At 67.4% G+C, this 11786-nt stretch carries 11 protein-coding genes and 5 pseudogenes; 10 read left to right on the top strand and 6 right to left on the bottom strand.

The features are described from left to right. Positions 1-44: 44 nt before the first annotated feature. On the bottom strand, positions 45-338 hold the full coding sequence (locus KPF47_RS34045) for a transposase (RefSeq protein ID WP_224388526.1): 294 nt from the start codon (positions 336-338) through the stop codon (positions 45-47). A 664-nt stretch (positions 339-1002) separates the two neighbouring features. Between KPF47_RS34045 and KPF47_RS34050 the strand changes: the two genes are divergently transcribed. Together KPF47_RS34050 and KPF47_RS34055 are read left to right on the top strand one after the other, a co-directional pair. Further along, positions 1003-1296, top strand: a complete 294-nt coding sequence (locus tag KPF47_RS34050; protein ID WP_224392782.1) for a MobC family plasmid mobilization relaxosome protein — start codon at positions 1003-1005, stop codon at positions 1294-1296. Between the two features lie 317 nt (positions 1297-1613). Further along, positions 1614-2861, top strand: a complete 1248-nt coding sequence (locus tag KPF47_RS34055) for a hypothetical protein (RefSeq protein WP_224392783.1) — start codon at positions 1614-1616, stop codon at positions 2859-2861. A 34-nt stretch (positions 2862-2895) separates the two neighbouring features. Here KPF47_RS34055 and KPF47_RS34060 read toward each other — a convergent pair whose 3' ends face one another. From KPF47_RS34060 to KPF47_RS34075, 4 genes are all read right to left on the bottom strand, one after another. Continuing rightward, positions 2896-3537: a plasmid pRiA4b ORF-3 family protein gene (locus KPF47_RS34060; protein ID WP_224389088.1), complete on the bottom strand. Its 642-nt coding sequence runs from the start codon at positions 3535-3537 to the stop codon at positions 2896-2898. An 86-nt stretch (positions 3538-3623) separates the two neighbouring features. Beyond that, positions 3624-4616: a hypothetical protein gene (locus KPF47_RS34065; RefSeq protein WP_224392784.1), complete on the bottom strand. Its 993-nt coding sequence runs from the start codon at positions 4614-4616 to the stop codon at positions 3624-3626. Continuing rightward, positions 4613-5185, bottom strand: coding sequence for a hypothetical protein (locus tag KPF47_RS34070; protein WP_224392785.1), 573 nt, complete (start codon positions 5183-5185; stop codon positions 4613-4615). Before KPF47_RS34070 ends, KPF47_RS34065 begins: the two co-directional genes overlap by 4 nt. A gap of 5 nt (positions 5186-5190) precedes the next feature. Next, positions 5191-5745 carry a hypothetical protein gene (locus KPF47_RS34075; RefSeq protein ID WP_224392786.1) on the bottom strand — a complete coding sequence of 185 codons (555 nt, stop codon included), beginning with the start codon at positions 5743-5745 and terminating at the stop codon, positions 5191-5193. A gap of 361 nt (positions 5746-6106) precedes the next feature. Here KPF47_RS34075 and KPF47_RS34080 point away from each other — a divergent pair, with 361 nt between their 5' ends. From KPF47_RS34080 to KPF47_RS34115, 8 genes and pseudogenes are all read left to right on the top strand, one after another. After that, positions 6107-6400, top strand: a complete 294-nt coding sequence (locus tag KPF47_RS34080) for a transposase (RefSeq protein ID WP_224392787.1) — start codon at positions 6107-6109, stop codon at positions 6398-6400. Between the two features lie 47 nt (positions 6401-6447). Next, positions 6448-7281 (top strand): IS3 family transposase, encoded by an 834-nt coding sequence (locus KPF47_RS34085; RefSeq protein WP_308015375.1) that lies wholly within the window; start codon positions 6448-6450, stop codon positions 7279-7281. 59 nt (positions 7282-7340) lie between these two features. Further along, positions 7341-7685 (top strand): annotated as a pseudogene (locus tag KPF47_RS34090) (transposase); the annotation flags it as partial. A gap of 91 nt (positions 7686-7776) precedes the next feature. Next, positions 7777-8511 (top strand): annotated as a pseudogene (locus KPF47_RS34095) (IS5 family transposase); the annotation flags it as partial. Continuing rightward, positions 8492-9004: pseudogene (locus tag KPF47_RS34100) on the top strand (transposase); the annotation flags it as partial. The pseudogenes KPF47_RS34095 and KPF47_RS34100, both read left to right, overlap by 20 nt. 69 nt (positions 9005-9073) lie before the next feature. Continuing rightward, positions 9074-9610: pseudogene (locus KPF47_RS34105) on the top strand (IS1634 family transposase); the annotation flags it as partial. A gap of 69 nt (positions 9611-9679) precedes the next feature. Continuing rightward, positions 9680-9991 carry a transposase gene (locus KPF47_RS34110; protein ID WP_224388530.1) on the top strand — a complete coding sequence of 104 codons (312 nt, stop codon included), beginning with the start codon at positions 9680-9682 and terminating at the stop codon, positions 9989-9991. Continuing rightward, positions 9988-10884 (top strand): IS3 family transposase, encoded by an 897-nt coding sequence (locus KPF47_RS34115; protein ID WP_224388528.1) that lies wholly within the window; start codon positions 9988-9990, stop codon positions 10882-10884. The genes KPF47_RS34110 and KPF47_RS34115 overlap by 4 nt, the downstream gene beginning before the upstream one ends. A gap of 30 nt (positions 10885-10914) precedes the next feature. Here KPF47_RS34115 and KPF47_RS34120 read toward each other — a convergent pair. Beyond that, positions 10915-11499, bottom strand: a pseudogene (locus KPF47_RS34120) (IS5/IS1182 family transposase); the annotation flags it as partial. Positions 11500-11786 lie beyond the last annotated feature (287 nt).

Here is an 11786-nt window from a genome sequence, read left to right on the forward strand (position 1 = left end):
GACGTCGAATCCATCGTCGGCGAGTTCACGGACCAGCGGGAAAACTACTTTGGGAGGATGTTCTCCCGGGCGAAGTACGCGGCAGCACGCTTGAGGATCTCGTTCTCGATCTCGATCCGGCGGGCCTTCTTTCGGAGTTCGACGATCTCACTTTTCTCCGCGCTCGACAGACGTGTGGAGCGCGGGTCACCGTCGTCTGCGTCGGCCTGGGAGACCCAGTTCCGCAGACACGACTCCGACAACGACAGGTCCTTGGCGATTTCCGAGATCGGCTTGACCTTCGAACGGGCCAGGTCGATAGCGCGTTGCCGGAACTCCGGCGGGTGAGGAGCGGGCACGAACGACATCCTTCCCGGCGGACGGCGTCCGCCTCAGGACAGGTGTCCGGTACCAGGGGCCAAGCTCATGCGCGGAGGAGGTCTCGGGCTGCTGTGCGTGCGTGGGTCTTGGCCTGTGTCGTCGCCGCCTTCGACTTCATGCGCCCGATGGTATCGGGTGGCGTCCCGGATCGTGCCCGGTCTGCTCCTGCTCGAGCTTCCTGACGTGCTGCACCGTAGGTGTGCTGCGGTGTGCGTAGCTGCGCGGCCTAACTTGCTGCCACTTGCTGCCACTTGCTGCGGAGCTTGCTGCCGCCTTCGGCGGAGCAAGTTAGGTGTTTTCTTTAAGAAAACACCCGATGGGGCGCCGGTCGTGAGACCCTCCCCCCCGGGGGCCCGGGGCGAGCGGTGCGCTGGGTGTGAGTGGGTGGGAGGGCGTGAGCAGGTGGCAGGAACACGTCGTGGTCGTGTTGAGGGTGGGCGGCCGCATGGGGTGTTGGTGTGGTTGTCGACCGTGGAGCGTGTTGTGGTGGAGGCTGCGGCGGTGCGGGCGGGGATGGCTGTGGGGGCGTGGCTGGGGTCGGCGGGTGTCCGGTCGGCGGAGGCTGACGCGGCTGGGGCTGGTGCAGGCGGGGGTGGCGTAGCTGTGGGGTCGGCGCGGTCGGCCGGGTTGTCGGGTGCGCGGATGCAGGCGTTGATGGGGTTGCGGGCGGAGTTGATGGAGGACCGTCGGGTGCTGCGCAATGTCGGGGGGAACCTCAATGACATCGCGCGGGTGGCGAACACCGATGGTGTGGTGGAGGTGTCGGCGGTGCGGGTGCTGGACCTTGTCAGCAGGGTGGTGGAGCGAATTGATGCGACGGTCGTGGCGGTGGATGAGCAGGTGGGTGTGGAGCGTGCGGTGGTGCGGGCGCGTGCGCGTTCCCGAGCTCAGCGGGATCGGGGTTCGGGTCCGGGTGAGTCCGGGGGTGTGGGGTGATCGCGAAGATCAGTCGGGGGTGGCGTCCGGGTGGGCTTGTCGCTTATTTGATGGGTCCTGGGCGGGCGAACGAGCATGTGGGTCAGCGGGTGGTTGCGTCGTGGGATGGCTGTCCGGAGGTTCATCAGCCGTCGCTGCGGGCGGATGGGGGCTTTGATGTTGCGGGGGTGGTGGCGGAGTTGAGTGATCCTGCGGTGGCGGCGGGGGTGTCGTTGACGCCGCCGGCGGCGGGGCGTCCGAGGCAGGGTCCGGTGTGGCATTGCTCGTTGCGTTGCGCACCGGAGGACCCGGGGCTCAGCGATGAGCAGTGGTCTCAGGTGGTCGAGGATTTGATGGATCGGACGGGGATCGCGCGCCGGGGTGATGTGGATGGGTGTCGGTGGGGCGCGATCCGCCACGCTGTTGATCATGTGCATGTGGCGGCGGTGTTGGTGTCGCAGGTGTCGGGTCGTCGGGTGGCGCCGTTCCGGGACTTCGTGCGGGCGCGGGAGACATGTCAGGTGTGGGAGGAGCGCCTGGGTGTGGTGCGGACGGCGGGTGCGGATCGGTCGTCGGTGACGGGTCCGTCGCGGGCGGAGTTGGAGAAGGCCGCCCGCCTGGGGCTGGGAGAGATCTCGGAGTCGTCGTCGCGGGAGTGGTTGCGGCGTCAGGTGCGTGCGGTGGCGGTGCAGGCGCGGGATGCGGAGGGGTTCGTGGCGGTGTTGTCGCGTCGGGGGGTGTCGGTGCGGCCTCGTTATGCGGTGGTGGGGGACCGGGACAGTGGGATGGTCGGGTATGCGGTGTCGGTGCCGGGGGATAAGACCGCTGCGGGGCGGCCGGTGTGGTTCTCGGGTCGGCGGTTGGCGGCGGATCTGTCGTTGCCGAATCTGAGAGCTCGGTGGGCATCCGCTGTTCCGGTTCCCGGGCAGCCGACCACGGAGGGGAGTCGGGCGGCGGCGGTGTGGGTGTCTTCGGAGTGTCGGGCGGCGGCGGTGGAAGGTGCGGTGTCGGCGATGGAGCAGGCGACCGCAGCGCTGTCGTCGGGGAGTCTCTCTGATCTGGATGGGGACGGTGTCGCGCACGCGGCGGGGGACATGCTGGCCGCGGTCGGTGTCGTCACCGCGGTCCAGGATCCTGAGGGGCGGGTGTCGCGGGTGGCGGGGGATGTGTTCGACCGGGCGACTCGGGTCCCGGGGCGGGTGTTGCCGGTGCGGTGGCCTCTGGTGGCTGTGGGGTTGCGGTCGGCGGCGTGGGAGTTGGCGGCGGTCCGGCACCTGAGTGAGTCCGGTGAGGCGGATGCGGCCCGGTTGATCGTCGCGTTGGCGGCGGTGGTCGCGGAGGTGGCGGCGTTGCGGGAGGCACAGCGGCGTCCGGCGCAGGCCGCGGCGGCCCGGCGGAGCTATGACACGTTGGCTGCTGTCCCGGTTGCTGCAGCTGCTGTGGTGTCGGCGTGGTCGGTGTCTCGGTCGCCGAAGGTGGGGCACAGTCGTGGGCAGGAGCCGCCGCGGCCGGTGAGGCCGGTGGCGTCGCGGCGGGCCCCGTTCCGGGACCGTGGTCAGGGGCCGGAACGGAGCCCTGGGCTGTAGAGGGCTGCAACGTCCCCGGCTGAGCTTGTGGGTGTCACAGCATCAGGTGGAGGGCGGTGTTGGTGGCGTCGAGGTCGAAGTGGTGGGGGTCGTACTGGTCAGATCCCCACCAGTGGACTCGGTCGGCGTGTTCGGGGTGGTGGGGGTCGGCGAGTGCGTCGAGGAATTCGGCGTAGCCGAATGCTCCGCCGACGTCTTCGGGTGGGCAGGCGCCGTGGCCGTCGATACAGCGCGGGTAGCGCACTCCGGGCTCAGCGGTGATGAGTGCGGTGACGGTCAGGGTGTGGTGCCAGTTGTCGCCGAAGTCGTAGACGTAGTCGGCTTCCTGTCCGAGGGTGAGCACGCGGGCCAGTGTGGTGGCCCCTTCGTCGAGGGTGCGGTCGCCGAGGTCCCCGGCGGGGTCCCAGTCCGGGTCCGGGATGCTGTAGCAGTCCTGGTTGATGGTGAATTCGTGCAAGTGGGAGTTCTCCCAGCCCATCGCTTCCTGGATGACCTGGTGCAAGACCGCGAGGGTGGCATCGCCGGGGACCTCCACGACCCGGTAGACGGCTGGTTCGACCTCGACCAGTGTGATCTCGATCCGGAAGATCGCCGCGGGGCCGGCCCCCGCTGCCGGGTTCGGCGCAGCGCCGGTCGTGGGCGCTGCTGCTGGTGCTGCGGTGTCCGCTTGTGTCATGGCGGCGATGCTCCCACCATTGGCTAGGACATGGCCTCGGACACTGCCTCGCCCGGGGACGCTTCGGTCCCCGGGCCGCTCCATTTCTACAGTTCGGGGGCTGCGTCGCGGATGAGGTCGGTGGCGTAGTTCTCCCGTCGGATGCGCTGGTCCTGATACAGCAGGGCGGTCGCGCCGATGCCGTAGCTGGAGCCGAGGCCGAACACCACGGTCAGCACAGCGGCGGCGGTGCCGATCGCGACCCAGAGTGGGCCGGCGATCCCGATCACGGCGGCGAAAGCGATTGCAGGCAGGGTGATCAGGGTGGTCGGGATCAGGATGAGCACGCTGATCGCGGCCAGCACGGCGAAGCAGCGCCACCAGGACCGGTGGACCAGGTCGAAGGAGCGGCGTAGCGCGGCCCCGGCGGTGAGTCCTTCGACGATCACCGCGGCGGGGGCGAAGGCGATCAGGACCGAGACGTAGATCAGCAGCAGGACCGCTGCCACGGTCAGGATCCCGGCGACCGTGCTGATGGTGTCGCCGTTGCCGGCCGGGTCGGGGGTGCCCCAGGACGGGGCTGCTGCGGCGGTTTCGATGATGGTCGGGATCAGGCTGATCAGGGTGACGACCGCCCACACGGTGTAGAGGGCCCGCAGGTGGGGGCGGGCGGTGGCCCAGGCCTGGGACAGGGTGAGGCGGGGTCGGCCGAGGACGGCGGGGCGCAGGGTGGACAGCACGACCCCCAGGGCGGGTGGGGCCACGATGAAGCAGAGCGCGACCAGTGCGAGGGTGAACAACACCTCCTGCGGCGAAGTCCCCACGGGAGCGGCTTGCGCTGCGGTTTCTGCTGCGGCCGGGTCGGCTGCCGCGGCATCGGCGATGGCGGGGCCCGGGTCGAGGAGCCACCACCCGGCCAACACACCGCCCCCGACCAGCAGGAGTGCTTCCAGCAGTGCCGGGACCAGCACCGCTACCGGGTTCGCCCGGACGAACCGGACCGCCGTGGCGGCGATCTGATGCCACCGCAACGCCTGCAACGCTATGATCCCCGGACGCGGCACCGGCTCCCAGGATTCCGCGGGGCCCTCTGCGTTCATGGAGTACCTTCTTCGTCTGCGGGATTGTTTGCGAGGTCTGATGTGCGGCGGATGTCGTCCTCGGTGATTAGTGAGGGATCGTCACCGCGGCGTAGGGCGGCTCGGCGAGCTGCCAGGAGTTCGTCGCTCGGACCGGGTTGCCATGGTTTTAACCACACTATCTCGACGATTCCTCCGCAGAGCGCCACAGTTCCTGAATAGACGACAAGAAAGGCGGGATCGATCCTGAACATCCAGCCTGAAGCGATGGCGACACCAAATGTGAGGACAGCGTAGAATAGGTTCCAGTAGTACCAGGGGCATCCCCTTAGCCTTGCTAGGATAAAGCCCTTAAAGGCGGCGATTAAATTGGCAATCAGGTAGATCGATATGGCGGCGCCAGCTATCCGAAGTTCCTGATTTTCAGGTACTTGCAGTAGGCCCACCCAGAGGTACCCGAAGCCCGCTAGGAGTGCCGCGCCGAGGACTGGGAGCCATCCAATAAATCCGAGTATGAGGGTGACCCAAAAGCTGATCCATCGGACTTCGGCGAGGGAGCAACGTGACTGCTGCGGCGCGTCGTCTGACATGCCTGTCAGATGTTCCCACACTTGGCGATGACACCGTCGATCCCGATGATCTTCTGCAGGATCGCGATGGATTCCTTGCCCAGCTCTGACAGGCTCGGATTTGTCCGTACTGCCTTGAGCGCAGCCATCAAGGAGCCGTGAAGCTTCTTCGCGTCCCGGATAATCTTGAGGATTTTTGCTCCGGGGATCCCGGTGGTGATGATGAACTCGCCCAGCGCGGCGAGACAGGCTGCAACCCCGACCGGATTGAGTCGATCGTGAGATGCGCTCCGCAGGAGTGCATTGCGGACGGCGTGCGAATTGTCGCGCTGGTCAGCAGGCAGAGAGGCCAGAGCGCGTTCCAGCTCTGACGCGATCCGCTCCAGCGTTCGTGCGATCTCTTCATCGCTGTGATTGGAGGGGAGCGCCGCGCGAAGAGATGCGACTGGCGTACTGATGGAAGCGGGTGCCGGCGCGTGCTGCACGGGTGCAGTGGCGGTGAATCCGGTGGTCATGCTCATCGGGATCGCGGCCGCCAGGATCACGGTGACGGCGCGTTGTGTGTACGTCGTCGTGCTCACGCTCTGCAGTGCAGCACGCCGCAGATGAGTCAGTCAAGATCGGGTACGTATCGAGTGTATGCGTCCGCGAAACGTGTTATTTAGTGCAGATGCTGCCGGAAACCGCATACATGCGTGTTGTCGTCTGATTAGTGGTGTTGTCGTGGTGTGTAGGTGTTCTGTCGTTTCCGCGTGAATCGGGCCGGTCGCGTCGGTGCGGGCTGCGCCGGGGCAGCTCCTGCTGCGCTGTCGATGGTCTTGGTGATGGTGTCGGCGGCCGTGGGGTCGCGTCGGGGCTCTCGTCTGCTGCCATATGAGCTTGGCCCCTGGTACCGGACACCTGTCCTGAGGCGGACGCCGTCCGCCGGGAAGGATGTCGTTCGTGCCCGCTCCTCACCCGCCGGAGTTCCGGCAACGCGCTATCGACCTGGCCCGTTCGAAGGTCAAGCCGATCTCGGAAATCGCCAAGGACCTGTCGTTGTCGGAGTCGTGTCTGCGGAACTGGGTCTCCCAGGCCGACGCAGACGACGGTGACCTGCGCTCCACACGTCTGTCGAGCGCGGAGAAAAGTGAGATCGTCGAACTCCGAAAGAAGGCCCGCCGGATCGAGATCGAGAACGAGATCCTCAAGCGTGCTGCCGCGTACTTCGCCCGGGAGAACATCCTCCCAAAGTAGTTTTCCCGCTGGTCCGTGAACTCGCCGACGATGGATTCGACGTCGCGGTGACCTGCCGGGTCCTTGGCGTCCGCCGCCAGGGCTACTACGAATGGCACTCCGGGGCGACATCGCTACGGACGCAGGAGAACGAACTGCTCCTCAAACACATCGAGAAAATCCACGCAGAGTCCCGGGGCACCTACGGATGGCCACGTGTGCACGCCGAGCTCACCCTCGGACTCGGTATCACGGTGAACCACAAACGCGTCGCTCGGCTGATGCGCCAGGCCGGGATCCAGGGCCTCTACCGGCGACGCAACCACGGCTGCACCGTCCGGGACCAGCACGCCGACCCCTACACCGACCTGGTCGACCGCGACTTCACCGTCGACGGACCGGATGAGATCTGGTGCACCGACATCACCGAACACCCCACCCGAGAAGGGAAAGTCTACTGCGCGGCAGTCATCGATGTATTCTCCCGGAAAGCAGTCGGATGGTCCATCGCCGACAACATGCGCACCGAACTCGTCATCGACGCCCTCGGCATGGCCATACTCCGCCGACGCCCGCAATACCACGCCACGATCCTACATTCCGACCACGGCACCCAATTCACATCATGGGCATTCGGTCGACGTCTGGTCGCCGCTGGAATCGTCCCATCGATGGGCTCGATCGGAGATTGCTACGATAACTCTCTGGTCGAATCATTCTGGGGTACCATGCAACTCGAACTGCTCGATTCCAGAACCTGGAAAACCCGCGCAGAGCTTGCCACCGCCATCTTCGAATGGATAGAATGCTGGTACAATCCGTTACGGCGCCATTCCAGTATTGGGATGCTCTCCCCGAACGACTTCGAAGCAGCCCACACCCCGCCCGACCACACCCACTGACCCCACACCGTCGGTGTCCGGACTACGGGGCCAAGCTCAAACCGACCCTGATCGGGATCTACGACATGATCGGGCCGCTGCCCGAGCGACCGTGCCTGCACCTGGACCGGGGCTATGACTCAGGCAAGACCTGCGATCTGCTCGAACGACTCGGGTTCGACGCACAGATCGCCACCAAGGGCCGGCCCGCCCCGATCCAGGTCGGTAAGCGGTGGCCGGTCGAGCGCACCCATTCCTGGATGAACGGCTACGGCAAGCTCCGCCGCTTCACCGACCGGCGCACCGTCATCGCCGCGTTCTACCTCGACCTCGCCGCCGCACTCACCGTGATCCGCAGACTGATCAACGCGGCCCGCAACCGCTACCGCTGGCCGGATAGGCCCACCACCCGCCGGCTGCGGTAACGATCAATTGCCGGGCGTTCTAAGAGGTCGTTTCAGAAGTCGGCGTGTCGGTCCTGTGTGGATCGGCGCTGGTAGCTGATCATGTCCGGTCGTGGCGCGGCGATCTTGTGTCGAGCGATTGGTGAGCGACGAGCTGTGGGCGCTGGTGGAGCCGCTGCTGCCCAAGCCGCGCAAGCACAAGCGGGGACGGACAGGCCGTCCGCGGGTGCCGGATCGGGCCGCTCTGGCCGGGATCGTGTTCGTGCTCAAGACCGGGATCAGCTGGAACGCGCTGCCCGCCGAGCTCGGCTGTGGGTCCGGAGTGACCTGCTGGCGGCGGCTACGGCAGTGGCAGCAGGCCGGGGTCTGGGCCCAGCTGCACCGGGTGATGCTCGACCGCCTCGCCCAGCAGGGCCTGCTGGACTGGTCGCGGGCGGCGGTGGACAGCGTGAGCGTGCGGGCCAAGCGCCGCGGCGAGGCCACCGGGCCCTCGCCGACCGATCGCGGGAAGGCGGGCAGCAAGTACCACGTGCTCTGCGACCGAGGCGGGCTCCCGCTGCATGCGCTGGTCACCGGGGCGAACACCCACGACAGTCGGATGCTCGCCCCGCTGCTGGACACCAACCCCGGCGTCCGCGAACGGGCGGGACAGCCGGGGCGTCCGCGACGTCGGCCGGACAAGGTGCACGCCGACAAGGGCTACGACTATCCCCGCTGCCGCCGCTACCTGAGTGGGCGTGGGATCGGGGTGCGGATCGCCCGGCGCGGGATCGAGGACTCCACCCGGCTCGGGCGGGTCCGCTGGGTCGTCGAGCGCACCATGTCCTGGCTGCTGGACTTCCGCCGGCGGCGGCGAGGTCGCCGGTCCGTCGCCGGTGGACCGGCGCAAACAGGGTATGAAACGTTCGGTGCTCGTCGAGGGATACGGCATCCCGCTGGGCCGAGTCCTGGCCGGAGCCAACCGGCACGACTCCCCGCTACTGGGCCCCACCCTCGACCGCCTCGATGCTCTCGGCCCGCTGCCCGACGACATCACCGTGCACCTCGACGCCGGCTATGACTCCGGCAAGACCCGCGACACGCTGGCCGAACGAGGCCTGCACGGCGAGATCGCGCACAAGGGTGAGAAAGCGCCGATCCAGGCCACCCGCCGCTGGCACGTCGAGCGGACCAACGCTTGGCACAACAGCTTCAACCGGCTGCAGCGCTGCTACGAACGACGAGAAATCGTCGTCGACGCGTTCTTCGACCTCGCCGACACGATCGTCACACTCCGTAGCTTGATTCGGCAGGCCTGGACCACACACCGCTGGAACGCCCGACCTGCACGACGTCCATGATCACCAACCAATCCGCGCGACCTCTAAACGAGGGTTCGTAGGCTCGGGTCTGTGGCGTACGTGCGCACGGTGCGGACCGGGTCGGGAGCGACTGCGGTCCAGATCGTGCACGGCTCACGGGCTGGCTCCCGCGATATCGAGCACCTGGGCTCCGCCCACGACCCGGACGCGGTCGAAGCGCTCAAGGCTGCGGCCCGCCAGCGCCTGGCCGGTGGACAGGGCGAGCTGGAACTCGACCTGGGCGAGGCCGGTGCTGCTGTGGCGGCGGCGAGTGGATCGGGGCCGTTGCCGATCGCCTCCTCGCGGATGACTCCGCTGTGGGACGCGCTCAACGCGGCCTACGGCCAGCTCGGTTTTGACGTTGCGACCAGCGGCGATGAGGTGTTCTGTCACCTGGTGCTGGCGCGGATCATCGAGGCGACCAGCAAGCTCGACAGCCTGCGTGTCCTGGCCGAGGCGGGTGTCGAGACCGTCTCCTATGCCACGGTGAAACGCCGTTTGCAGCGCTATGCCGACGACAGCTGGCGGCGTGGGCTGGCCGCGGCCTGCGCCGCGCATGCGGCGCTGGGGCCGGCGTCGTTGGTGCTCTACGACGTCTCGACGCTTGAGGTTCCCCCGCTTTGCCGGAGTGTCTGAACACTGGTTCGATCTTGAGGGCCAGGAAGGAAGGCACTGGTGCCCGCACCGAAAAAGTACCCCGATGAGCTGCGCGAACGAGCGGTTCGGCTGTATCGGGAGTCCGACCCTCGCCCGACGTTCCGGGGGCTCGCCGAGCAGCTCGGGGTGCATCACGAGGCCCTGCGCAACTGGGTCCGTCAGGCCGAGGCAGACACCGGCGAGCGCCATGATCGGCCGTCGACCGACATGCTCGCCGAGAACCGCCGGCTCGCGCGGGAGAACGCTGAGCTGCGGCGGGTCAACGAGGTCCTGCGCGCGGCGAGCGCCTATTTCGCCAGCGAGATCGGCCCGACCCGGAGGAAATCATGAGCTTCGTCGATGCCCATGATTTCCCCGCCGGTCTCGTACTACGGGTCCTGAACATCGCGGCCCCGACCTACTACGACTGGCGCGCCCGCCGCGCGAACCCCTCTCAGCGGCAGCTCGACGACGCCGTCCTGCTTGAGCAGATCGTGAAGATCCGCTCGGTGAGCGAGTTCGCCACCACCTACGGATCCCCGCGGGTGTGGCTGGAGCTGCGCCGCCAGGGCGTGCACGTCGGGCGCAAGCGCGTCGCTCGGATCATGCGCGAGCACGGCCTTCAGGGCGCGCACCTGCGTCGCGGCTGGAAGGGCGGCTCGACCCGGCAGAATCCGGCCCACCGCCCGGCGCCGGACCTGCTCGAACGCGACTTCACCGCGACCGCGCCCAACCGGGTGTGGGTGGCGGACCTGACTCGCATCGTCACCGGTGAGGGCGTGTTGTGGCTGGCCTCGGTGCGGGACGCGTTCTCCAACCGGGTCGTCGGCTGGGCCACCGACCCGCGAGCCACGACGGTGCTGGTGCTGACCGCGCTCAACCACGCGCTGCGCTCCCGGAGCCTGCGTCCCGGTCAGTTGATCTTTCACAGCGACAAGGGGGCCCAATACACGGCACTGCGATTCACTCAGCGCCTGGTCGACGCGGGTGTCGCCCCGTCGACAGGGTCCACAGGGGACAGCTATGACAACGCCCTCGCCGAGAACCTGTGGTCCACGCTCAAGATCGAGCTGCTCTACTGGCCCGGGACGGGCTTCGCGACCCGCTGCGAGGCCGAGCATGCGCTGATCCGCTACCTCGACGGCTGGTACAACCCGCGCCGGATCCAGGCCCGCCTCGGAGGGCTCTCACCCGACGAGTACGAAGACGACTATCGTCGCGCCCAGCGCGACGCCGACAGGTAACCCGCACTCCGGCAAACCGGGGGAAGCTCAGGTCTTGCCTGAGTCATAGCCCCGGTCCAGGTGCAGGCACGGTCGCTCGGGCAGCGGCCCGATCATGTCGTAGATCCCGATCAGGGTCGGTTTCAGCAACGGCGAGTCGTGGTCATTGGCGCGGGCGCTGATCAGGTGCAGCGGGATCCCCGCACCGTCGCAGACCACGGAGCGTTTGGTGCCCTGTTTGCCCCGGTCGACCGGGTTACAGCCGGCGACCTCGCCACCGCAGGGAGCCTTGGTGATCGCTCCGTCGGCAGACAGATCGTCGAGGTCGAGACCGATCATCTAGTCATAGCCGGCCAGCGCGGCCCGAAGGACCTGCTCCCCGACGCCGGCGGCGGCCCACTGGGCGAGACGGCGGCGGATCGTGCGGTCCGAGCAGCCGGGGGTGGCAATGCGTTCGTAGCCGCTGCCGTGCACCAACGCCGCGAGCACGTGCTCGAACACCAGGCGGTCGGGGATACGGCGGCGGTGACATCCCCACGGATGGGCCGGGTCGAACTCCGGGCGCCGCTCTGCCTCGATCAGGGCAGCGAACTCGACCCAGAGGGGGTCGATCAGCGATTCTGGCAATAGAGGCACGGACCCTCCAGGCGACCATCAGGACATCAGCAATCCCATGATCACTTGCAGGTCCGTGTCTCTACCAACACCGACACACGGCCACCTCTACTGCCGGACGCTCTAAGACGTCGTTTCAGAAGTGGTGGGCCCGGTTCTGCCGGTGACGGCGGGGCTGGCAGCATCGGCTGATGGTCGCGCCTCGTGTGTCTGAGAAGACGAAGATTTTCGAGTTGGAGATCGTCCTGACCGAGGTGGTGGTGCCGCGGTCCGGCGTCGGGTGCAGGTGCCGGGCGAGGTCGACTTGG

It is taken from the genome of Pseudonocardia sp. ICBG1293 (genome assembly GCF_020131355.1).
Taxonomy (GTDB): Bacteria; Actinomycetota; Actinomycetes; order Mycobacteriales; family Pseudonocardiaceae; genus Pseudonocardia.